Source organism: Rhodococcus sp. 06-462-5, assembly GCF_002258315.1.
In the GTDB taxonomy this organism is placed as follows: domain Bacteria; phylum Actinomycetota; class Actinomycetes; order Mycobacteriales; family Mycobacteriaceae; genus Rhodococcoides.
Genome location: NZ_NOYD01000005.1, coordinates 306493 through 329710, shown reverse-complemented (window position 1 = coordinate 329710; position 23218 = coordinate 306493). Strand labels below are relative to the sequence as shown.

Below are 23218 nucleotides of genomic sequence, written 5' to 3'. Positions count from 1 at the left end.
AACTTACAACCCCGCCCGACCGCCGCCGCCACGACGTACGAGATCCTCGGATGCAGTGACGATCTCGGCGTCGAGCTCCGCCGTTCTGCGACGCAGGAAGCGATCGAGTGCGGCCGTTGCGCGGGGGATGGCCTTGCGTGATTCGACGGCCGCGGACACGGTGGGCAGTTCCGGGAGCGGGCCGCCGTGCCACACCCCCAACGCCGATGCGAGGACCGGCAGAATCTGCTGCGCCGCGAGCTCGTAGCCGGCGGCCGACGGGTGGAAGCGGTCCGCCGAGAACATGGTGTCGGGTGCCGCGAGAAACTCGGGGGAGAGCAGATCCGCCAACGCCACCGGATGCCCGCCTGCGCTGAGCGTGCGGGCCGTCTGCGCGTTCGCGAGGCGTCGACCCCAATTGCGGACGACGGTGCGCAGCGGCTGCGGAATGGCCGTCACGACACCGAGATCGGGGCACGTACCCACGGCGACGACGCAGCCCTTGGCGGTGAGCCGCTCCACCGCGTCGCCCAACCGGGCCGCGGACGCCGCGATGGAGAATTTCTTGGTGACGTCGTTCGCGCCGACGAAGATGACCGCCGCGTCCGGGGGCGGGCCCGCGACGAACATCGCGTCGACCTGGCCTTCGAGTCCCTTCGAGGTGGCACCGGCAATCGCCTTGGTACTCAATCGGATTCGTTGCCCGGTTTCCTCGGCCAGTCCGCGTGCGAGCAGCACGCCGGGGACTTCGTCGGCGACGATGCAGCCCACTCCTGCTGCAGTGGAGTCGCCGAAGATCATCAGATGAATATCTGCTGAATTTCCCATCCGCCACCGTTCCGGGGCCGCGCATCCCGCGGTGTAGACGCCGTCGGCCTCCGGTGGTTTGGCGGTGGTGCGCCCGATGACACCGCGTGCCGCAGCGGCCTGCGCCATCAGATGTCGGTACGCGGCCCAGGACGCAGTCCCTGCTCCGGAGCCTGCGAGAACCGTCGCGGCGCTCGCTTTCGCAGCGGTACGCCATCCGCTCGCCGTCACAGATCGATCCCTCTCGTCGCGCCGTCGTCACCATCGTAGGCGGGTGTCGACGGCCGTGACCGAGAGTCGAATACCCGCATCTGGGAAGATGGTGCAATGCGCATCGCACAGCACATCACCGAACTCATCGGCAACACCCCGTTGGTGAAGTTGTCCACCGTCGTCGGCGACGGTGCAGGCACAGTCGCGGCCAAGATCGAGTACCTCAACCCGGGTGGTTCGTCCAAGGACCGCATCGCGGTCAAGATGATCGACGCGGCAGAGGCGTCCGGGGAACTGAAGCCCGGCGGCACCATCGTCGAGCCCACGTCCGGCAACACCGGTGTCGGTCTCGCGCTGGTAGCTCAGCAGCGCGGCTACAAGTGCGTGTTCGTGTGCCCCGACAAGGTCGGCGAGGACAAGCGCAACGTGCTGCGCGCCTACGGAGCCGAGGTCGTCGTCTGCCCGACGGCCGTCGCACCCGAGGACCCCAACAGCTACTACAGCGTCTCCGACCGGCTCGTCCGCGAGATCGAGGGAGCCTGGAAGCCCAACCAGTACGCCAACCCCGCAGGCCCGGCCAGCCACTACGAGACCACCGGTCCCGAGATCTGGGCCGACACCGACGGCAAGATCACCCACTTCGTCGCAGGCGTCGGCACCGGCGGCACCATCTCCGGCACCGGCAAGTACCTCAAGGAGGTCTCCGGCGGCAAGGTCAAGGTCATCGGCGTCGACCCCGAGGGCTCGGTGTACTCCGGAGGTACGGGACGCCCGTACCTCGTCGAGGGCGTCGGCGAGGACTTCTGGCCGACCGCCTACGACCCGTCCATCCCGGACGAGATCATCGCGGTCTCCGATGCTGATTCGTTCGACATGACCCGTCGCCTCGCACGGGAGGAGGGCCTGCTGGTCGGCGGCTCTTGCGGCATGGCTGCCGTTGCTGCTATCCAGGTCGCCGAGCGCGAAGGTCCCGACGCGCTGGTCGTCGTTCTGCTGCCCGACGGCGGACGCGGCTACCTGGCCAAGATCTTCAACGATTCCTGGATGTCCTCGTACGGATTCCTGCGGTCCAGGTTGGACGGCACCACCGAGGAGACCTCCGTCGGCGCGGTGCTGCGCGGCAAGTCCGGTGCATTGCCGGATCTGGTGCACACCCACCCGTCCGAGACCGTGCGCGACGCCATCGAAATCCTGCGCGAGTACGGCGTCTCGCAGATGCCCGTCGTCGGAGCCGAGCCGCCCGTCATGGCAGGCGAGGTTGCAGGCAGCGTCACCGAGCGTGATCTGCTCAGCGCCGTGTTCGAGGGTCGCGCGGCGTTGGCAGACCCCGTCGCCAAGCACATGAGCGCGCCGTTCCCGCTGATCGGTGCAGGCGAAACCGTCTCCGACGCCACCAAGGCACTCGGCGAATCCGATGCGCTGATGGTCGTCGAAGAAGGCAAGCCCGTCGGCGTCATCACGCGCCACGATCTGCTCGGATTCCTCAGCAAGGGTGCCTAGCGGCAGTGGTGCGGCTGAGCGCCCCAGGGGGCACTCAACCGCACCACTGCGCGTCAGCGCACCGCGCTGGTACCGGTGAGCGCCTGCCCGATCACCAGTTGATGGACCTCGGATGTGCCCTCGTAGGTGAGGACGGATTCGAGGTTGTTGGCATGTCGGAGCACCGGGTATTCCAGCGTGATTCCGTTGGCTCCCAATATCGTTCGGCATTCACGAGCAATCTTGATCGCTTCGCGCACGTTGTTGAGCTTGCCGAGTGACACCCGCTCGCCCGGCAGTTCGCCCTTGTCTTTAAGTCGGCCCAGGTGCAGTGCGAGCAGTTGCCCCTTGCCGAGTTCGAGTGCCATGTTGGCGAGCTTGGCCTGGGTGAGCTGGTATCCGGCGAGTGGCTTGTCGAACACCGCGCGAGTCTGCGAGTACTCGATGGCAGATTCGATGCAGTCCCGCGCCGCACCCATAGCGCCGAAGACGATGCCGAAGCGGGCCTCGTTGAGGCAGCTCAACGGTCCGCTCAGACCGCGGGCCTCGGGCAGCATCGCGTCGGCAGGCAGTCGAACGTCGTCGAAGACCAACTCACCGGTGATCGACGCACGCAGCGACAGCTTCTTCTTGACCGTGTTGGCGGTGAATCCCGGTGTGTCGGTCGGCACGACGAATCCGCGAATCTTGTCCTCGGTCTGCGCCCACACGACGGCGACGTCGGCGACGGGACCGTTGGTGATCCACATCTTGCTGCCGTTGAGGATCCAGTCGTCACCGTCGCGCTTGGCCCGGGTGAGCATCCCGCCGGGGTTCGATCCGAAGTCGGCTTCGGTGAGCCCGAAGCAGCCGATCAGCGATCCTTCGGCCATGCCCGGAAGCCACTGCTGCTTCTGCTCCTCGGAGCCGTACTTCCAGATGGCGAACATCGCCAACGAGCCCTGCACCGAGACCAACGAGCGGATGCCGGAGTCGATCGCCTCGAGCTCGAGGCAGGCCAGGCCGTACGCCGTCGCCGACGTTCCGGCGCAGCCGTATCCCTCGAGATGCATGCCCAGCAACCCGAGCGAGCCCAGTTCCTTGGCCAATTCACGGGCCGGCACCGTGCCCTCGTCGAACCAGTCGGCGATGTGCGGGCGGATGCGCTCGTTGCCGAACTTGCGGACGGTGTCCCGGATCTGGCGCTCCTCGTCGTCGAGGAGTGAATCGATCGCGAACAGTTCGTCGACGCTCTGGGAGTTGGCCACGGTGCCTCTTTCCGCTGGGGGTTGTCTTCGCAGGTTACCCACGACCCCGCCGGGCGACGCAGGCCGATTAGGGTGGAGGGCATGAGTGAGCAGCGCAGCAAGGCAGACAACACCTCCTGGCAGGGCTTTTCCACCAAGGCGGTCCATGCCGGGTACGAGCCCGATCCGCTGACCGGCGCGGTGAACGTGCCGATCTACGCCAGCTCCACCTTCGCGCAGGACGGCGTCGGCGGCATGCGCAGCGGTTTCGAGTACGCGCGCACCGGCAACCCGACGCGTCGGCCGCTCGAAGCCAATCTGGCGGCCATCGAGTCCGGCACCTACGGGCGCGCGTTCTCCTCGGGCATGGCGGCGACGGACTGCCTGCTCCGCTCGGCGCTCCGCCCCGGTGACCACCTCGTCATCCCCAACGACGCCTACGGCGGCACGTACCGATTGATCGACAAGGTCTTCACCCAGTGGGGCATCGAGTACTCGGTGGCCGCGGTGTCGGATGTCGACGAGGTCCGCGCGGCGATGCGCCCGAACACCAAGCTGGTCTGGGTGGAGACGCCCACCAACCCGTTGCTCAACGTCGGTGACATCGAGGCCCTCTCGGGCGTCGCACACGAGGGCGGGGCCAAGCTCGTCGTCGACAACACCTTCGCGTCCCCGTACCTGCAGCAGCCCCTGAGTCTCGGTGCCGACGTGGTGCTGCACTCGACCACCAAGTACATCGGCGGACACTCCGATGTCGTCGGCGGCGCATTGGTGACCGACAGCGAAGAACTCGATACGGCGTTCGCGTTCCTGCAGAACGGCGCGGGCGGAGTTCCGGGGCCGTTCGACGCGTTCTTGACCCTGCGCGGAATCAAGACCCTTGCGCTGCGGATGGAGCGACACAGCGACAATGCCGAGAAGATCGTCGAATTCCTCGACGGTCACCCGGCCATCTCGCAGGTCATCTACCCCGGACTCGAAGCGCACCCGTCTCACGCGGTCGCCGCGAAGCAGATGCGACGCTTCGGCGGCATGGTCTCGGTGCGTCTGGCCGGCGGCAAGCAGGCAGCACTGGACTTCTGCGCGAAGACCGAGATCTTCACTCTCGCGGAATCCTTGGGCGGCGTCGAATCGTTGATCGAACACCCCGGCGCGATGACCCATGCCTCGACGGCCGGTTCGTTGCTCGAGGTGCCCGACGATCTGGTGCGTCTGTCGGTCGGTATCGAGGACGGTGCCGATCTGGTCGGTGACGTAGAGCAAGCGCTGGCATGATCGTCGCACTGATCGACTCGGGCCTGGGGATGCTCCCGACGGCTGCGCGGCTGCGACAAGCGCGCCCCGAGCTCGATCTGGTGCTGATGATGGACCCCGACAACGCTCCGTGGGGTCCGAAGCCGGATGCGTGGGTGATCGAGCGGGTGGTCGGTACCGCTCGGCATGCCGTCGAACTCGGTGCCGAGGTGGTCGTGCTTCCGTGCAACACCGCCAGTGTGACGGCGCTGAGTCACGTTCGTGCCGCGCTCGGTGACACGATTCCGGTGGTCGGTACCGTTCCTGCGATCAAACCCGCTGCAGCGGTGAGCGATCGGATCGCGATCTGGGCGACGGCGGCCACGACCGCGAGCGCCTATCAGGGACGTTTGATCGAGCAGTTCGCCTCGCACCGAACGGTGACGAGTGTGGCGTGCCATGGTCTGGCGGATTCGATCGACCGCGGCGACGAACGTGGAATCAGCGCAGCCATCGCTGCTGCAGTGGCCGCCACACCCGCCGACGTCGAATCGATCGTGCTGGGGTGCACGCACTACCCACTGGTGCGGGGCGAGATCGTGGCGCAGTTGCCGGGTGCCATCACGATGTTCGACAGCGCCGAGGCGGTGGCCAACCAGACGGTGCGACGCGTCGACGAAGTCGGTTCGAGCGGTGCGAGCACCGGCCGCGTATCGGTGTGGCTCAGCGGAATCGAGGGTGAATTGCCTGCGAGCGTTCAGCGTTACCGCGAGGGACAGCTGCTGCTCGAGGGCGCGGGAGCACACCGATTCTGATTCGTCGGGAATGCGAGCCACTCCTACGCGTTGTCCTTCACTGAGGTAACGGTCGCGGCGGTGGAGGGACAACACATGGTCGACGTGGAAACGCGGGGTAGTACCGGAAGGACTGCGGTGAGGATGCCGCATCGGTACGCCTTCTGGGTGGTCGGTGTCGCCTTCATCGTGCTGATGGCGTCCTCGGCGGCACCTTCTCCGCTGTATCCGGTGTACCAGCAGTCGTGGGGATTCAGCGCGATCACCCTCACCCTCATCTTCGCCGTCTACGCGGTGGCGCTGTTGGCGACGCTGCTCACCGTCGGCAGCCTGTCGGACCACATCGGCCGCAAGCCGATTCTGATCACTTCACTGATGTTGCTGGTGGTGAGCCTGGTGCTGTTCATCGTTGCCGACAGCGTGCCGCTCCTCATCGCGGCACGCGTCGTGCAAGGAATAGCAGCAGGCGCGGCCACGGGAGCCATGAGCGCGGCCGTCATCGATCTGCAGCCCAACGTATCCACCGGGCCGTTGCTCAACAGCATCGCGCCCTCCCTCGGTCTGGCAGGTGGTGCGCTCGGGGCCGGGCTGCTGGTGCAGTTGGCTCCCGCGCCCGAGATCCTGGTGTTCGCACTGCTGATCGTCGCGGCCCTGACCCTGGCCGTCGCGCTGCTGTTCGTCCCCGAGACTTCGGCGTTGCGCGGCTTCGATTCCCGACGCCACCTCGCGTCGACCCTGCTGCCGAGGATGTCGATTCCGAAGTCGGTGCGGGCACCGTTCTTTCTCATCGCCCCGGCCCTGTTCGCCACCTGGTCTCTCGGTGGCTTCCACCTCTCGCTCGGTCCCTCGATCGTCGGCGGCGTCTTCGATATCGACAACCACATCGTCGGCGGGCTGGAGATCTTCGCACTGTTCGCCTCAGGTGCCGTGGCAGCTGCGGTGGTGCGCAACGGGTTCCCTCGTACGGTCATGATGACCGGCGCGACGGTGTTGGCGGCAGGCGTCGCACTGACCCTGGTGTCGGTGCAGATCGAGTCGATAGCGCTGTACTTCGTCGGGGCCGTTATCGCCGGATCGGGCTGGGGAGCAACATTTCTGGGCGCGATGCGCACGCTCGGTGCGCTGGTTCCCGCCGCCGAGCGAGGCGGGGTGTTCGCCACGACGTTCGTCATCAGCTACCTCGCCTTCAGTGTGCCGGCAGTCGCCGCAGGACTGGCCGTGCACCGACTGGGGTTGAGCACGACGGTGGAGGTGTACGGCGCGTTCGTCATCTCGATGGCGTTGTTCTCGGTTCTCGGATTCTCGCTGGCTCAGCGGCGAGATCGGTAGTGCGCCAGAGTCTGTGAGTCTTCCTCTGCCGAGGGTGAGCGGGTACTCCTACCCGATCGGGTAGTTCGGTCGGGTCGTTGGCAGGGTTCCCGCCTCGAGGTGTTCCCAACTCGGTGCCAGGCAGTGGAGTGTGGTCATCAGTGAGACGCCGATCACAGGACGAGGCGTCTTGTCACTCACACTCACCGAGGAGACACCGATGGTTATCGAGCTCAATCAGATCTGGGAATTCCCCATCAAGGAGTTTCACCCGCTGCCGCGCGCCAAGCTGGGAGTCGGCGCACACGACATGATCGGCGTCGAGGCCAAGGAACTCGGGTTCAAGCGCTCGTTGCTCGTCACGACGGGTCTGCGCGGGTCCGGAATCATCGAGGAACTGATCGGCAAGATCGAGTACCAGGGCGTCGAGGTGGTCCTCTACGACAAGGTCGAGTCCAATCCCAAGGACTACAACGTCATGGACGGTGCCGCGCTGTACCAGAAGGAGAAGTGCGACAGCGTCATCTCCGTCGGTGGTGGTTCGAGCCACGACGCGGCCAAGGGCATTCGCGTCGTCGTCGCCCACGACGGCCGCAACATCAACGAGTTCGAGGGATTCTCCAAGTCCACCAACAAGCAGAACCCACCGCACATCGCCGTATCGACCACTGCCGGAACGGGTTCGGAGACTTCCTGGGCCTACGTCATCACCGACACCTCGGACATGGAGAAGCCGCACAAGTGGCTTGCCTTCGACGAGGCGTCGACACCGACTCTGGCACTGGACGATCCGCTGCTCTACTACACCTGCCCCCAGCAGTGGACCGCGTTCTGTGGCTTCGACGTTCTTGCCCACGGTGCCGAGCCGTACGTCTCGCGTCTCGATTTCGCGCCGTCGCTGGGCAACGCGATCTATTCGATCGGGTTGGTATCCAAGCACCTTCGTGAAGCCGTGTACGACCCGGGCAACCTGAAGGCTCGCGAGGGCATGATGAACGCTCAGTACATCGCCACACAGGCGTTCAACTCCGGCGGACTCGGTGTCATCCACTCGATCTCGCACGCGATCAGCGCGTTCTACGACAGCGCGCACGGCCTCAACAACGCCATCGCTCTGCCGCGCGTGTGGGAGTACAACCTGCCCTCACGCTACGAGCGTTACGCCGAGATCGCCGTGGCCATGGGCGTCGACACCAAGAACATGACCACCGTGCAGGCGGCCGATGCTGCCGTCGAAGCCGCCATCCGCCTCGCCAAGGACGTCGGAATTCCCGACAACTTCGGCTCTATTCGTTCCGCGACGTACGACAAGAACCGGATGAACACCGGCAAGTACGCGGGCAAGGGCGACGTGATCAAGGGCGACGAGAAGTCGGTTCTGAAGATCTCCGAGCACATCCAGGAAGACTGGTGCACCCCGGGCAACCCCCGTGAGGTGACCGTGGAGTCGATGATTCCCGTCGTTTCTCACGCGATCAACGAGTCGTACTGATGCTGCGCAGTGGTGCGGTTATGTGCCCCGGGCGGCGCATAACCGCACCACTGCGGCTCCGCCGCACCACGAAGGGAAACACATGACCTCGCTGTCGACAGTGCGTAGCGACGACACCGGCACCGTTCGATTCACCGACGCCGCCGATCTGCAGCGTGCGCTCGGTGAGCAGGACTACATCGCCGACGACGACCTCGCCACCGTGGTGCATCTGGCGACAGCGCTCGATCGCCCACTGCTGCTCGAAGGTCCTGCGGGCGTGGGCAAGACCGAGCTGGCCAAGTCCCTCGCCGCGGCGAGCGGACGCAAGCTGGTTCGGCTGCAGTGCTACGAGGGCCTCGACGACAACCGAGCCCTCTACGAGTGGGACTACGCCAAGCAATTGCTGCACGTGCAGATGCTGCGCGAGCACATCGGCGCGCTCACCCAGCACGTCACCGATATCGACGACGCCTCGAAGATGCTTGCGGCCAAGGACTTCGGCCTCTACTCCGAGCCCTTCCTCGCCGTGCGCCCCCTGCTGGAATCGGTGCTCTCGGAGGAGCCGGTGGTGCTCCTGGTCGACGAGGTCGACCGCACCGAGGAATCGATGGAGGCGTTGCTGCTCGAGGTACTCGCGGAGAAGCAGGTGACCATCCCTGAGGTCGGCACGTTCACCGCGCGCAGCGATCCGTGGGTGATATTGACCTCCAACGACACTCGCGAGCTGTCCTCGGCGCTCAAGCGTCGCTGCTTGCACTTCCACCTCGACTATCCGACGGCTGCGCGCGAACGCGAGATCGTCACCGCTCGTGCTCCCGAGGTGCCCGCACACATCGCGGCCGACATCGTCGCACTGGCAACGCAATTGCGTGAGCTTCCGCTGCGCAAGAGCCCGTCCATCTCGGAAGTGATCGACGCCGCCCGCATCGCGTCGGTCCTCGGACACACCGAGGACACCCGCAAGTATCTGCTCGCAGCGCTGGTCAAGTACTCCTCGGACATGAAGATCGCCATGGCCGGTCCGGTTGCAGAGACAGCCTCTGCCGCACCGTCACTGGGAACGATCGTCAACACGACCGCAACGGCCTTTCGAGGACACGGTGGACGCGACAAGGGCGGCATAGGAATACGACGATGACTGCTGTGGAGCCGTTCACGCCGTCGGTGGTACTCGATGTGTTGGCAGCGGTTTTCGGGCGTACGCTCAGGCGCTTCGGAGTGGCGGCGTCGCCGGCCGAGGTCATCGAGGTACGACGCGTCCTCGGTTTCCTCGGGGGCCGGGACGTCACGATTCTGCGTGCGGCCCTGCGCGCGACGTGTGCCAAGTACGACCACGAACAGCACGGTTTCGATCTCGCTTTCGAGTCGATGTTCAGGGATCCCGTCGACAGTGCCGTGGACGAGCATCGATCGCCGTTGGGTGCGCAGGTGGCGGGTGGACTTCCGACGGACCTGGATGTGGGAGCGGACCAGGAGGCCGCCAAGTACGCCGAGTACAACGAGCGTGCCGTCGAGATCGGGGATCTGCTCGACGCGCCCGAAGCCGACAAAGGCTTCAACCCACACAAGGACGACGACGACATCAGCCTGTCCTCCGAGGATCACGATCTGTCGATCGACACCGACGGCGACATGGGTCGTCGAGGGGTCACCTACACCGTCGACCTGGAGCGGTCCGGCTCGACGGCGGCAGGGGAGTTGGCGTCGAGTACCAGCGGAGCGGTTGCGGGACAGCTGAATTGGGAGGATCCGGCGAGCATCCTGGCGTGGTTCGACGCCTACGATCCGCGTAGCGTCTACGGCGACGGCGGTGATTCCGGTCCGCTCAGTGCCGCGATGCTGGACCGGATCACCGATGCTGTCGAGGCTTTCGTCGCTGCGCTGGGTGATCTGACGGGCACCATGTCCTCATCGATACCGATCGACGCCGCGGCGCAGGCGATCGGCCGGCACGCCGAGATCGAGCGCGCGAGTCACGAAGTGCTGCAGCACATGCGCGGCACCCCGCGACCGCGACCGCGCGAGCACTCGCGAGGGCCGTTGGACATGAGACGCACCGTGCGCTCGAGTCTGCGGACCGACGGAATACCGTTTCGTCTGGTGACGAAGACACCCGTACCGGACAAGGTCCGACTCCTCGTGCTCGCGGACGTATCACTGTCGGTTCGGCCCATCACCGCGTTCACGTTGAGGCTCGCACAAGCCATGCATGCGCGAGCGCACCGATGCACGGTGATGGGGTTCGTCGATGCTCCGGTGGACGTGACGACCACCCTGCTCGGCAGCACCGGGGACGGTGCGCTGGCTGCCGTGCTCGCGGATGCGCGTCTGGACCTCGAAGCCAGTAGCGACTACGGCACCACGTTCGCCGATCTGCTGGACTCGCACGCCGAGGTACTGAACAAGCGCACCGCGGTGATCATCGTCGGCGACGGCCGGTGCAACGGCCGCCCGGCGGGGCTCGATGCGCTGGAGAAGATTCGGTCCAAGGTGCACCGCATCGCGTGGATCACCCCGGAGGCGCGCCGCTACTGGGCTCAGGCCGCGTGTTCGATGGAGGACTACGAGCAGGTCTGCGACCGGGTCGTGGTGGCGAGGGACGGGGAACAGTTGACGGCGCAGGCGGCCGAACTGGGGCACGCGCTGTCGTGACCTGTCCGCCGGCGCCCACCACCTACCCGATCGGGTAGGTGGGAACCTGGTCCGGCGCTGGTGGGATTCGACGAACCCCCCTCGTAGGGTTGTAACCTGAATCACATGCCCGGATGTCTCGGGCCGATGGACAGCGAGGGTGTGAACCGTGGACCAGGCAGCTACTGCGAACGTAGGCAAGGCGCTGCACGACCTCGACGATCGACGCAGCCGCCCGGAAGCACCCCGCGTGCTCAAGTTCCACGCCCCGGAGATCGTGTTCGGTCAAGATTCGCTGGGTGAAGTGGCGCACGCGACGCTTCGGTTGGGCGGAGTGCGTCCGCTGGTGGTCACCGACGCCGGTCTGATCGACAGCGGTTGGGCGGGTCAGCTGATCGATCTGCTCACCGCACAGGGCCTGTTTCCCCAGGTATGGAGCGACCTGACGCCCAACCCGAAAGACGTCGAGATCGAAGCCGGACATGCGGTCTACGCCGAATCGGGCTGCGATGTGCTGGTGGCCATCGGTGGGGGATCGGTGATGGATGCGGCCAAGGGCATTGCGATCCTGGCCGGCAACGGCGGCAGAATCCTCGACTACGAGGGCGTCGACCAGGCCACGCGTCCGATTCCGCCCCTGGTCATGGTGCCGACGACGTCCGGTACGGGTGCCGACGTCTCCCAGTTCTGCATCGTCACCGACACGGCGCGCTCGACGAAGATCACCATTCTCGGCAGGGCTCTGGTCCCCGACATCACCGTGATCGACCCACGGCTGCTCACCACGATGCCCGAATGGCTCAATGCAGCAACGGGTTTGGATGCCCTGACGCACGGTATCGAGGCCTTCGTCTCGCTCGGACACAATCAGCTCACCGACCACCATGCCCTGCGGGCCATCACCATGGTGATGTCGCAGCTGGCGCGCACCATCGACGAACCTGCCGACATGGTTGCGCGCGGGTCCATGGCCCAGGCGAGTCTCGAAGCGGGACTGGCCTTCACCAATGCGATCCTCGGTGCAACGCATGCCATGAGCCACCAGGTGGGTGGACTGCTCGACCTGCCGCACGGCGTGATCAACGGGGTGCTGCTGCCCCATGTCATTCGCTTCAATGCGGCCGAGGATCCGTTGCCGTACGTGGCCATTGCGACGAGCCTCGGACTGCCCGAGGGTAGCGCGAGGCCGGAAGAGGCCGCGATGGCGGTGGCCGACCGCGTCGACCGACTCGCGCGACAGGTCGGTGTCCCTTCGGGCCTCGCGCAGATCGGTGTCAGTGAGTCGGATCTCGATGTGTTGGCCACCAACGCCTTACACGATGCCTGCATGTCCACCAATCCGCGCTCCGCGACGCACCGCGAGATGGTCGAACTGTTCCGGAGTGCGCTGTGACGTCGGGACCCGATGTGACGTCCGGACCCGACCTGTCGCTACTGACGGGACTGCGCTCGGGCAAGAACACGTTCTACCCCCAGTATCGCGGCGCGGCCGAACGGCTCGAACGCGTCGTCTATGCGCTGGAACTGATTTCGCGGGCGCTGGTGCGGACGGTCGACGGCCCCGAGACGCTCGTGTGCGCGGTCGCGGAAGCAGCTCGTGCTCATCTGAGCGCACAGTGGGTCGTGTTCGCGCTCGCCGACGGTGCACTCCCCGATGCCGGCCCCCGGCGACTGGTGCTCGGACCGGACGCCACGCCGTTCCTCGTCGACAACGTCGAGGGTCCGCCGCTGCCGGACGACGTCATCGACTGCCTCGAGTCGATTCGGACGTCCACGTGCGGTGACGGGCAGACTCCGGTCATCTCGGCCCATCACGCTTTCGTGCCGATCGCGTTCGACGGTGGCGTCGTCGGCGCGTTCGCGGCGTGGACCGGCGACCACCGGGTACTCGACGCAACCGACGCGGCCGTGTTGAGCATTCTGGCGAGTCAAACGGCTGTGGCACTGCAGAATTCGGCTCTGTTCCAGAGCCGGCGACAATTGCTCGAACGCACCGAGAACGCGTACGCCCAGGCCCACCGCACAGCAGCGGATCTGGCAGCCCGCAACGCCGAACTCGAAGTGACTCAGCGGCAGTTGGGTGCCGCGCACAGACATCAGGTGCTCGACGACGAACGGCATCGCATCGCCCGCGAACTACACGACAGCGTGACGCAGGCGGTGTTGTCGGCCGGTATGCAGATCGAGGTGTGCCGCAGCGACATTCCGGCCGAGGAGCGCGGAGAACGGCTCGATCTGGCCAAGGAGTTGACGCGTCGAGCCGTCGAACAATTGCGGTCTGCGATCTATGCGCTGAACCATCCGCAGGATGCCGATCGAACGTCTCTGCCCGAGATGCTCGAGCAGCTCTCGGTGGTGCACATGCCAGACGAGTTGCAGGTGTCGTTGCGAGTGGAGGGAACTCCGGTCGAGCTGAGCAGCGAATGCGAGCACGCCCTGCTGCGCATCGCTGGTGAGGCGCTGTTCAACACCGCGGTGCACGCCCATGCGTCGCGGGCAATTCTGAGACTGACCTACTCGCCTGATCAGGTGCAGTTGTCCATCGCCGACGACGGGGACGGCGATCCGGCCCATCTGCGGATGATGCTGCATCTGTCCGAGTCCACCGACGTCGACGGCAGGCATCGAGGATTGGCGAACATGGCGGCCCGTACCCGCGAGCACGGTGGCGTCTTCGAGATCAGACGTGCCCGTACCGGGGGAGTGCGAGTGACCGTGCGAATCCCGCTCGGCAGCAATCCCCTCGGCAGTACTTCGGAGAAGGGCGACACCCCGTGAGCGTACCGACGATCCGCGAGGGCCAAGGTCAGGTGGCCGCACCCACGGTCCGCATCGTGCTGGTCGACGATCATGCGATTCTGCGCGACGGACTACGGTCGGTGCTCGAACGCGAGTCGGATCTGACGATCGTGGGGGAGGCGTCGACACGGGAGGAGGGGTTGGCCGTCGTCGCGCGCGTGGAGCCCGACATCGTGCTGATGGACCTCAAGCTCTCGGCCAGCTCGGACTACGAGGGCCTTGCTTTGTGTGCGCAACTGGCCAAGGCGCACAACGGAATCGGTCTTCTGGTGCTCACCACCTTCCTCGACGACCGACTCGTGGTGGAGGCGGTGCATGCGGGAGCGCGCGGATACGTGGTCAAGGACGTCGACACCACCGAGCTGGTACGCGCGATCCGCGCGGTCTCGCGCGGCGAGAGCGCCTTCGACTCGCGGAGCGCCTCGGCCGTCGTTCGCTCTCTCAACGGCACACCGAGCAGCATCGAGCGCCTGACCGAGCGTGAGCTCGAGGTCCTGAGGCTGCTCGCGACGGGCTTGTCCAACAACATGATCGGAACGCGACTGTTCATCTCGGCGACGACGGTCAAATTCCACGTCAGCAACATCATGCGCAAGCTCGCGGTGTCCAGGCGAGCCGAGGCCGTGTACGCGGCGAGCAAGCAGGGGCTCATCTAGAACGACTGACTCATGCCGGTGAGGGTCGCGTCTCGACCCGCTGCTTCAGTGCTCGATTGAACGATGCATAGCCGTCGTCCTCCTTGCTGGTGAACAGTCGTCGGAACGGCCGTACGGAGATACCGGAGAAGGTTTCGACGTTGTTCAGTCGGGTGGTTCCGTCGTCGTTCGGGGTCAGGGTGAAGGTGTGTCGGCCGACGAAGAAGCGTTCGCCGGCGATCGTCGCCGACCACTCGAGCTCCTGATTCGGAACGGCCGCAGTCACGTACGGCCGAAAAGACATGCCCGGCATGCGAATGGAGAGCCTGGTGCCCTTCGTCGCTGTTCCGCTCACGCGGGAGAAGTTGCTCCACTGGCCGTAGGAATCGAAGTCGGAGAGTACGTCCCAGACTTGGTCGGGGGTGGCGGCAATGTCGATGGTGGAAGTGAGCACGATGCCCATGATGTGTCCGTTCGTGAAGATTCGGGTGGGGGTCAGGCGCTGTATACGGCGGTGAGAAATTCGAGCACGGCGTGGGCGGTCACATCGGGTTGCTGTGACTGCGGATAGTGGCCGGCTTCGGCGACCATGACGGCCTCGCCATGGAGTGTGTCGGCGATCCACTGGGCCTCGGCCGCGGGATCCTTGAAGTCCGGGTCGAGTTCTCCCATGATCACCACGACGGGCGCGGCAACCTCGCCGAGTCGGGCCTCGGCAACTGCGTGATCGGTCTGTCGTGTCGTTTTCGAGAATGCCTTGCCGTACGGCTTGCGTTTGAGGCTGGTCACGACGGCGGTGCGGTAGTCGTCGAAGTCGTCGGGCTTGCGTCCCGCGTAGAGGGTGGGCATGTAGGACTTCCACATCACGGCAACCCACAGCGGGGCCATCATCGTGTGAAACATGGTCCGCGTGAACACATTCGAGGGTGGGTTGCGCACAAACGGATCGACCAACACCAGCCCGTCGACCTGATGGGGATGATCGGCGGCCACGATCACCGCTGCTCCCGCGGCCAGCGAGTTCCCGACGATGACCGCCGATCCGCCGAGGTGGGTGATCAGCGCGTGCACATCGCCGGCAGTCTCGGTATCGCCGTAGGAGGTGAACGTGGTGTCGCTGTCGCCGTGGCCACGCAGATCGGTGGTTGCCACCGAGTATCCGGCTGCGACGAGGGCGGGCGTCAGGAAGCGGTAGGAGGAGCGCAGGTCGCCCATGCCGGGCACGAGGACGAGAAGGGGGCCTTCGCCTTGGAGGTCGTAGGCGATGCGTCCCTCCGGGCGGGAGACGTACTGAGTCGACGGGATGGGATGCGAGGCTGAGGAAGTCATGGAAGCTACTATGGCATGCCTTAAGGCTATTGGCAATAGCCAAAGCAGAATCTGGGAACGGTGGCACGAGAATCGGTCGATGCCAGGCTATTGACGCTAGCCAGAAAATGGAGTAGCCATAGCTCGGTGAGAAACATGAGCTCGACGTTCGATTCCCTCATCTCCACCTACGCGTGGTCGGTGTCCCGTGCCTAGAGCAGGTCTGACGCGTGCACGTGTGGCCGAGGAAGCGGCGATGATGGCCGATCACGTGGGTCTCGGCAAGCTCACCCTGGCAGCATTGGCGGACCGACTCGGCGTGAAGCAGCCCTCCTTGTACAAGCACATCGACTCGATGGCAGGCCTGCACCGCGACATCGCTGTCAATGCAAAGCGCGAACTCGGCGAAGTGCTCGCGCGAGCGGCAGTAGGTCGTTCGGGAGCAGAGAGCATTTCCGCCATGTCGCGGGCCTACCGCGCCTGGGCGCTCGAGCATCCGGCCCGATACGAGGCGTCGAATCTGATGCCAGCGCCGGGCGATGTCGAGGACGAGTCGGTCTCACTGGCCGCTATCGGTGTCATCGCCGACGTACTGACCGCGTACCGCCTCGAAGGCGACGATGCGATCGATGCGATCCGGGCGTTCCGATCCACCCTCCATGGATTCGTCTCCTACGAAACGGCAGGAGCGTTTGCCATGAGTGCAGACGTCGATCGGAGCTTCGAGCGTCTCGTCGACGGGTTCGTCATCGCCCTCACTCGATGGGCGGACACCAAGCCGCGGCCGGGGCCCGAGTCGGATTGATGCGAGGAACCCTCGCGCGGGCGCAGAGCGCAAAGTAGACGGCGCTCCGCGTCCTGTTCGGAGCGTCCGCGAGGTGCAGGCTCGGGATAACACACACCAGTGATATCCATGCCGAGGAGCACCCCATGACGACTGTTGAAGAAGGCACACGCCAAGACGACGCTCCCGCAGATCGCCCCGCGGAGCTCACCGTTCTCGGAGCCTGCGGCCAGGACTGTCCGGATTCCTGCTCCATGGTGGTCACCGTCGCGGACGGTGTGGCGACCAGCGTCAGCGGTAGCAAGACCAACCCGTACACCAACGGTGGACTGTGCGTGAAGGTGGACAACTACCTGGACAAGGTCTACAGCCCCGACCGAGTGCTGTACCCGCTCAAGCGATCCGGACCCAAAGGCTCCGGCCGCTTCGAACGAATCTCGTGGGACGAGGCCGTCGCGACCATCGCGGAGAAGTTCACCGCCATCGCCGATGAATTCGGCCCGGAAGCGATCATGCCGTGCAACTACCTCGGCACCCAGGGAATCACGCAGGGGCTCAACGTCGGCGACGCATTCTTCAACCGTCTCGGCGCAACGGTGGCCGAGCGCACCTACTGCGACGCGGGCTCGTGCACTGCCTACGCGATGACGGTCGGCGACACGGCGGGTGTCGATCCCGAAAGCTTCGTCCATTCCAAGTTCATCCTGATCTGGGCGTCGAACATCATGAGCACCAATCTGCACCTCTGGCCGTATGTGGCCGAGGCCAAGAAGCGCGGTGCCAAGGTCGTCGTGATCGATCCGGTCAAGACCAGAACCGCGAAGGCCGCGAGTTGGTACATCCCCATCCGTCCCGGCACCGACGGCGCACTCGCACTGGCGATGATGCACGTCATCATCGACGAGGGGCTGACGGACGCGGATTACATCGAACGTCACACCATCGGTTTCGACGAGTTGGCCGAACGCGTGCAGCAATATACCCCGCAGTGGGCGTCGGAGGAGACGGGCATCCCCGTCGACGACATCTACACCCTGGCAAGGGAATACGCGCAGAGTCAGCCGGCCGTGATTCGCATCGGTGTCGCGATCGAGCGGAGCGCCGGTGGCGGGCAGAGCGTCCGAGCCATCTCGTGCCTGCCGTCGTTGGTGGGTGCCTGGCGCAAGCCCGGCGGTGGGATCCTGCAGCTACCCCTGTGGGCATTCCCGGTGAACTGGCCCGAGTTCCTGCAGACGGATCTGCAGACTCCAGGCACACGGGTGATCAACCTGTACCAACTCGGCGAAGCATTGACCGGCGGGCTCAATCTGGACACGCCCCTCAAAGGCCTGATGGTCTACAACTCGAATCCGGTGGTGGTGTGTCCCGATCAGAAGCGAATGATCGACGGGCTCAGCCGCGAGGATCTGTTCACCGTCGTCAGTGACCATTTCATCACCGACACAGCCGATTACGCGGACATCATCCTGCCGGCGACCACACAGCTCGAGCAGGACGACATCAACTTCTCGTGGGGCCACCTGTTCGTCACCTACAACAATCGGTCGATCGAGCCGATGGGAGAAGCGGTCCCCAACACCGAACTCTTCCGGCGACTGGCCAAGGCCATGGGGTTCACCGAGCCGGTGTTCTCCCGAACCGACGAGGAACTCATAGCCCTGTCGTACGACTGGAACGCGCCGGCCATGGAGGGCATCTCGATCGAGTCGCTCAAGCAGCTCGGGTGGCAGCGGCTCAATCTTCCCGGCCCCGACGAGTACGCACCCCACGCCGAGGGCAATTTCCGGACGCCGTCCGGCAAGACCGAGTTCCTGTCCTCGGCAGCGGCGGGTGCAACTTCGTTCTGCCTCTCTTCCGGCAGGGTTCGAACGATCACCAGCCGGGTCAACCGGTGGATCCGCTTCCGCACTACATCGCGCCACGCGAATCGTCACGGACCAACCCCGAACTGGCGCAGAAGTATCCGCTCAACCTGCTGACGCCCAAATCGCACGCCTATCTGAATTCGAGCTTCGGAAATCTCGACATGCATCGCAAGGTGCAGAAGGAGCCCACCCTGCTGATCAACCCGGCCGACGCCGAGCGGCGAGGTGTCGCGACCGGTGACGTGGTTCGAGTGTTCAACGATCGCGGTGAGTTCACCGTCCTGGCCAAGCTGGACAAGTCCGTCATGGAGGGCGTGACGGTGTGCGCGATGGGAGCGTGGAGAAAGAACATGCTCTCGCTGTCCACGCCGGCCTCGCTGAACCCGACCGTGTTCGCCGACCTCGGAAACGCCCCCACGTTCTCCGACACCCTCGTCGACGTGCGACCACTCGACGCCTGACAACACCTTCCCTACAACGAGAACGAGGATTTCGCCATGGCCTACGTCGTCACCGAACCGTGCATCGACCTGCTCGACAAGGCATGCACCGAGGAGTGCCCCGTCGACTGCATCTACGAGGGTGCTCGGATGATGTACATCAATCCCGACGAGTGCGTCGACTGCGGAAAATGCATGCCCGCGTGCCCGAACGACGCAATCTTCTGGGAACACAAGATTCCGGACGAGCAGAGGCGGTTCGTCGATATCGCAGTGGAGTTCTGCGAGGATGCCGACGCGTCGGGTGGCGCGGAGGATCTCGGCCCGGTCGGCCACGACCATCCGACGATCGACGAAGTGGCGAAGAAGTGAGTGATGCAACCGATTTCGAGTGTGACCTGATCATCGTCGGCGCTGGCCCGGCCGGCCTCTACGGTGCCTACTATGCGGGCTTCCGTGGGCTGACGGTCATTGTCATCGACGCCTTACCGCATCCCGGTGGTCAGCTGGCCGCGTTGTATCCGGAGAAGAAGATCTTCGACGTCGCCGGTTTCCCGGCAATCAAGGCGCAGCATTTGGTCGACGCCTTGGTGGAGCAGGCAGAGCAGGCGAAGCCGACGTATCTGATGGGACACGTAGCGACCGAGCTCGAAGAATCCGAGGAGTCCGTCAGGATCACGACGGACAAGGGTGTCACCGTCGTCGGGAAGGCAGTTCTGGTGGCAGCGGGGATCGGCAAATTCACGCCGAGACCGTTGCCGGCGGGATCGGAGTTCCACGATCGTGGGCTTCGCTACTTCGTGCCGAGACTGAACGAGCTGGCCGGCGAACACGTGATGATCGTCGGCGGCGGTGATTCGGCGGTGGACTGGGCTCTGAGTTTGGAACCGATTGCGAAGTCGGTGGTATTGGTGCACCGCCGCAACGAGTTTCGGGCTCATGCTCACAGCTTGGGACTGTTGGAGCGGTCGAGTGTCGATGTACTGACTCCGTACGAAGTCGAGGAGATCGCGGGCTCGGACGCCGTCGAGTCGGTGACGATCGTCGACGGAGCCGGGACCGAACGCCGTCGACTCGAAGTGTCGAGTGTCGTTGCTGCACTCGGGTTCAAAGCGGCGTTGGGTCCTATCGGGACGTGGGGCCTCGACAAGCACCAGCGCGACATCGCCGTCGACCGGACGATGCGGACCAACCGTCGGCGAGTATTCGCGGTGGGCGACGTTGCCGGACACCAGGACAAGGTCAAGCTGATCGCGGTCGGATTCGCCGAGGCGGCGACGGCGGTCAACCACATCGCACCACTGATCGACGGTTCGGCACCGGTCACGCCGGGCCATTCGAGCGACTCGATTCACTGAGTCGAGTCGCTCGTCGCGTCAGTGCCTCTGTTCTCGGTCGGTCGGCCGTGTCGAGCGCGTCACCGCACGCGGGTCGTCCGATCGGGCACAGACACTGGCGCGGTACTGCCGCGGACTCATGCCGTATTGCTCACGAAAGGCGCGGCTGAAGACTGCGAGGTCCGCGAAGCCCCATCTCCGGCTGATCTGCCCGAGCGACTTGTCCAGCGTGATGCTGCCGACGATCTCGCGGCGGCAGCGCTCGAGCCGTTTGGTTCTGATGGTGCGGGCCACCGTCGTGCCGCTCGAGGCGAACACACGGTGCAACTGTCGCGTCGAGACCAACATTGCCGACGCCACCGAGGTAGGTGAGAGTTCGGTGTCTGCGAGGTTTTCCTCGATGTACCGCTGCGCTGACCGAACCAGCGCTGCGCTGGGCGAGTCGACGGTCGAGTTCGTGGTGGTGTTGCGGGCGATCACGCTGACGAGATCGCCGACCTCGTCCGCTATCGCCTGCGCTCCGGTGATGTCCAGTGACGAGCGCGTCGAACTCAGATCGTGAAGAAACCGGCCCAGTAGCCCACTGAATCCGGCGGATCCGTCGAACGCCATCGCCGTCATGTCGCTGGACTCACGGGCGTCGAGCCGAAGCATGTGACGGGGCCAGGTGAAGACCTCCAGTTCCCACTGATCGTCGTCGGGATGGCCGTCGATGATCCAGTCGAACGGGCGTGAGGTGTCGTAGATCGCGAAGTCGCCTCGCGTCAGAGTGCATTCGCGGCCGTCCTGCACGACGATGGCCGAGCCGCGTCTGATCATCCCGATCTGGACGTATTCGATGCGATCCTGATCGATCAGCGAGTCGGTACGCGCGATGCGCTGCGTGGTGGATCGAACACTCGAAACCTGAAGGTGTGCAAGCGACATCGATCGGACGGCACCGGTGAATCGGCTGTCGGCCACGTCCGCGACGTCCAGTGCGACGAAGTGCTCGTTCAACATGTCGCACCAGTCGCTGCGGCTGGTCGTGCGAGTCGGGATCGAGAATCCGGATCTGGACAGCATGGGAACCCCTTTTCGTCGAAGCCCACCGTCGTCGGTCCTGGTGACCGTGTCGTCACTGCGATGCAGGAGCCTTGTTCGAGGTTAGCGCGCAATGTTTCCGGTTGATTCACTGTTCGTAACATTGCCGGAAAGTCCGATCCGGACGGCATGGAGAGGTCTCTGCAGGTCAACTAACGGTCGCTGGCGGTCAAATGCGCGCCCCCCACCCCGGCCATTCTGAATCCGGACGAGACGAAAGGGGTGCGCCGTGAACGAAGTCGACACTGTCCGACACCTGGACGAGAGTGCGCACGACAGTGAATCTCGCACGAGCGACGTGCGGGTCGCGGTGACCGCCGACGCGTTGGCGGTCGAGCCGATCATCGATTGGGCAACGATTCCCCGGTGCGGGGCCGTCGTCACTTTCACCGGGGTGGTACGCGAGTACTCGAAGGATTCCACCGGCCTGCGTGCAGACGGAGTCGTCGCGATCGACTATCAGTCCTACGAGTCTGTCGCCCGTGCGCGGCTGTTCGAGATCGCCGAGGCCGCACAACAGCGTTGGCCCGACATCGGCCGTATCGCCCTGCTGCACCGGACCGGATCCGTCGCGGTCGGTGAAGCCAGTGTCCTGGTCTGTGTGTCCGCGGGCCATCGCGTCGACGCGTTTCTGGCGGCTCAATTCTGCATCGACATCGTCAAGGCATCCGTTCCGGTGTGGAAGCTCGAACAGCGGGAGACCGCGCAATCCTGGGTGGAGACCGGTGTGCAGATCGAGAGTGTCGAGCAGGCGGCCTCGCAGTGGTCGCCAGTCACGTGCGGTGCCGCATCGTGAGGGACTTCGAATCCGCCGCGAAAGACGTTCGGGGGCGGCCACTTCGGGACCTGCGCATTTCCGTGACCGACCGGTGCAACTTCCGTTGTGTCTACTGCATGCCGCGGTCCGAGTTCGGCCCCGACCACGAATTCTTGAAGACCGCGAAACTGCTGTCGTTCGAGGAGATCGACCGAGTCGCCCGAGCTGCTGCCGCCATCGGTATTCGCAAGGTGCGCCTGACCGGTGGCGAACCCCTGCTGCGCACCGGAATCGTCTCGCTCGTCGAGCGACTGAGCACCATCGAGGGTATCGATCTGGCGATGACCACCAACGGTTCTCTGCTCGGCGCACACGCTGTGAAGTTGGTCGACGCGGGGTTGGGACGAGTGACCGTCAGCCTCGATTCGACGGACCCGGCAACGTTCGCTCGCATGAGTGACACTCGGGTGCCCGTGCAGACCGTACTCGACGGCATCGACGCGGCGGTTGACGCCGGGATGTCGCCGGTGAAGGTCAATGTCGTGGTGCGTCGCGGGGTGAACGAGGATTCGATTCTGGCCCTGGCCGAGCGGTTCAAAGGCACCGGCGTCGTGGTGCGCTTCATCGAATACATGGACGTCGGCGCGACGAATCGGTGGGAGTTGTCGCAGGTCATGGACGTGCAAGCGATCGTGGAGACGATCGGCCGGGTCCATCCGCTGGTGCGAGTCGAGGCGGTGTACGACGGTGAAGTGGCGACTCGATATCGATACCTCGACGGCAGTGGAGAGATCGGCGTGATCGGGTCGGTGTCCGAGCCGTTCTGCGGAACGTGTACCCGCGCGAGGCTGTCTGCGGACGGCAAGGTGTACACCTGTCTGTTCTCGTCGACCGGCACCGACCTGCGTGCGTTGCTGCGCGCGGGGGCGTCGCAGGACGAACTCGTATCCCGCCTCGCGACGTTGTGGATGCGACGGGACGATCGGTACTCGGAGCTTCGAGCGGAAACGAAGGAGGATCCGGTGCGAGATCGGATCGAAATGTCCTACATCGGTGGATGATCGAA

At 64.9% G+C, this 23218-nt stretch carries 22 protein-coding genes; 17 read left to right on the top strand and 5 right to left on the bottom strand.

Translation table 11 applies throughout. The features are described from left to right. Nucleotides 1-3 precede the first annotated feature (3 nt). Nucleotides 4-1017, bottom strand: coding sequence for an SGNH/GDSL hydrolase family protein (locus CH251_RS03700; RefSeq protein WP_094611866.1), 1014 nt, complete (start codon nt 1015-1017; stop codon nt 4-6). A 96-nt stretch (nt 1018-1113) separates the two neighbouring features. Between CH251_RS03700 and CH251_RS03695 the strand changes: the two genes are divergently transcribed. Continuing rightward, nucleotides 1114-2499 carry a cystathionine beta-synthase gene (locus CH251_RS03695; RefSeq protein WP_094611865.1) on the top strand — a complete coding sequence of 462 codons (1386 nt, stop codon included), beginning with the start codon at nt 1114-1116 and terminating at the stop codon, nt 2497-2499. 53 nt (nt 2500-2552) lie between these two features. Here CH251_RS03695 and CH251_RS03690 read toward each other — a convergent pair whose 3' ends face one another. Then, nucleotides 2553-3725: an acyl-CoA dehydrogenase family protein gene (locus CH251_RS03690; RefSeq protein WP_094611864.1), complete on the bottom strand. Its 1173-nt coding sequence runs from the start codon at nt 3723-3725 to the stop codon at nt 2553-2555. An 81-nt stretch (nt 3726-3806) separates the two neighbouring features. Between CH251_RS03690 and CH251_RS03685 the strand changes: the two genes are divergently transcribed. The 9 genes from CH251_RS03685 (at nt 3807) to CH251_RS03645 (ending at nt 14599) form a co-directional block, all read left to right on the top strand. Continuing rightward, nucleotides 3807-4979, top strand: a complete 1173-nt coding sequence (locus CH251_RS03685; protein WP_094611863.1) for a cystathionine gamma-synthase — start codon at nt 3807-3809, stop codon at nt 4977-4979. Further along, on the top strand, nt 4976-5752 hold the full coding sequence (locus CH251_RS03680) for a glutamate racemase (protein ID WP_094611862.1): 777 nt from the start codon (nt 4976-4978) through the stop codon (nt 5750-5752). Before CH251_RS03685 ends, CH251_RS03680 begins: the two co-directional genes overlap by 4 nt. A gap of 123 nt (nt 5753-5875) precedes the next feature. Next, nucleotides 5876-7060 (top strand): MFS transporter, encoded by a 1185-nt coding sequence (locus CH251_RS03675; protein ID WP_094611861.1) that lies wholly within the window; start codon nt 5876-5878, stop codon nt 7058-7060. Between the two features lie 199 nt (nt 7061-7259). Then, nucleotides 7260-8531, top strand: coding sequence for an NDMA-dependent methanol dehydrogenase (mdo, locus tag CH251_RS03670; protein WP_032376592.1), 1272 nt, complete (start codon nt 7260-7262; stop codon nt 8529-8531). Between the two features lie 82 nt (nt 8532-8613). Beyond that, a complete protein-coding gene (locus tag CH251_RS03665) occupies nt 8614-9651 on the top strand; it encodes a MoxR family ATPase (RefSeq protein WP_094611860.1) in 1038 nt (345 codons plus the stop codon). Further along, nucleotides 9648-11165, top strand: coding sequence for a VWA domain-containing protein (locus tag CH251_RS03660; protein WP_094611859.1), 1518 nt, complete (start codon nt 9648-9650; stop codon nt 11163-11165). Before CH251_RS03665 ends, CH251_RS03660 begins: the two co-directional genes overlap by 4 nt. A gap of 184 nt (nt 11166-11349) precedes the next feature. After that, nucleotides 11350-12537 carry an iron-containing alcohol dehydrogenase gene (locus CH251_RS03655; protein WP_256978792.1) on the top strand — a complete coding sequence of 396 codons (1188 nt, stop codon included), beginning with the start codon at nt 11350-11352 and terminating at the stop codon, nt 12535-12537. Further along, on the top strand, nt 12534-13922 hold the full coding sequence (locus CH251_RS03650) for a GAF domain-containing sensor histidine kinase (protein WP_179273643.1): 1389 nt from the start codon (nt 12534-12536) through the stop codon (nt 13920-13922). The genes CH251_RS03655 and CH251_RS03650 overlap by 4 nt, the downstream gene beginning before the upstream one ends. Continuing rightward, nucleotides 13919-14599 (top strand): response regulator transcription factor, encoded by a 681-nt coding sequence (locus CH251_RS03645; protein WP_306436830.1) that lies wholly within the window; start codon nt 13919-13921, stop codon nt 14597-14599. Before CH251_RS03650 ends, CH251_RS03645 begins: the two co-directional genes overlap by 4 nt. 10 nt (nt 14600-14609) lie before the next feature. Here the strand turns inward: CH251_RS03645 and CH251_RS03640 are convergent, their stop codons facing one another. Together CH251_RS03640 and CH251_RS03635 are read right to left on the bottom strand one after the other, a co-directional pair. Then, on the bottom strand, nt 14610-15032 hold the full coding sequence (locus CH251_RS03640; protein WP_179273644.1) for an SRPBCC domain-containing protein: 423 nt from the start codon (nt 15030-15032) through the stop codon (nt 14610-14612). Nucleotides 15033-15073: 41 nt separating this feature from the next. Beyond that, nucleotides 15074-15907, bottom strand: coding sequence for an alpha/beta fold hydrolase (locus CH251_RS03635; RefSeq protein ID WP_094611856.1), 834 nt, complete (start codon nt 15905-15907; stop codon nt 15074-15076). A gap of 187 nt (nt 15908-16094) precedes the next feature. Between CH251_RS03635 and CH251_RS03630 the strand changes: the two genes are divergently transcribed. The 5 genes from CH251_RS03630 (at nt 16095) to CH251_RS03615 (ending at nt 20333) form a co-directional block, all read left to right on the top strand. After that, nucleotides 16095-16691 (top strand): TetR/AcrR family transcriptional regulator, encoded by a 597-nt coding sequence (locus CH251_RS03630; protein ID WP_094611855.1) that lies wholly within the window; start codon nt 16095-16097, stop codon nt 16689-16691. A gap of 125 nt (nt 16692-16816) precedes the next feature. Continuing rightward, nucleotides 16817-18649 (top strand): molybdopterin-dependent oxidoreductase, encoded by a 1833-nt coding sequence (locus CH251_RS03625; protein ID WP_256978782.1) that lies wholly within the window; start codon nt 16817-16819, stop codon nt 18647-18649. Beyond that, on the top strand, nt 18562-18996 hold the full coding sequence (locus CH251_RS27750; protein WP_256978781.1) for a molybdopterin dinucleotide binding domain-containing protein: 435 nt from the start codon (nt 18562-18564) through the stop codon (nt 18994-18996). Before CH251_RS03625 ends, CH251_RS27750 begins: the two co-directional genes overlap by 88 nt. 36 nt (nt 18997-19032) lie before the next feature. After that, on the top strand, nt 19033-19347 hold the full coding sequence (gene fdxA / locus CH251_RS27695; RefSeq protein WP_094611854.1) for a ferredoxin: 315 nt from the start codon (nt 19033-19035) through the stop codon (nt 19345-19347). Next, nucleotides 19344-20333 carry an NAD(P)/FAD-dependent oxidoreductase gene (locus tag CH251_RS03615; protein WP_218828262.1) on the top strand — a complete coding sequence of 330 codons (990 nt, stop codon included), beginning with the start codon at nt 19344-19346 and terminating at the stop codon, nt 20331-20333. Before fdxA ends, CH251_RS03615 begins: the two co-directional genes overlap by 4 nt. Nucleotides 20334-20351: 18 nt before the next feature. On the opposite strand, the gene CH251_RS03610 is transcribed toward CH251_RS03615, so the two are convergent. Beyond that, nucleotides 20352-21377, bottom strand: coding sequence for a helix-turn-helix domain-containing protein (locus CH251_RS03610; RefSeq protein ID WP_094611852.1), 1026 nt, complete (start codon nt 21375-21377; stop codon nt 20352-20354). A gap of 247 nt (nt 21378-21624) precedes the next feature. Here CH251_RS03610 and CH251_RS03605 point away from each other — a divergent pair, with 247 nt between their 5' ends. Together CH251_RS03605 and moaA are read left to right on the top strand one after the other, a co-directional pair. After that, nucleotides 21625-22191, top strand: coding sequence for a molybdenum cofactor biosynthesis protein MoaE (locus tag CH251_RS03605; RefSeq protein WP_179273645.1), 567 nt, complete (start codon nt 21625-21627; stop codon nt 22189-22191). Further along, nucleotides 22158-23213, top strand: a complete 1056-nt coding sequence (gene moaA / locus CH251_RS03600) for a GTP 3',8-cyclase MoaA (protein ID WP_094611850.1) — start codon at nt 22158-22160, stop codon at nt 23211-23213. Before CH251_RS03605 ends, moaA begins: the two co-directional genes overlap by 34 nt. The last annotated feature ends 5 nt before the right edge of the window (nt 23214-23218 follow it).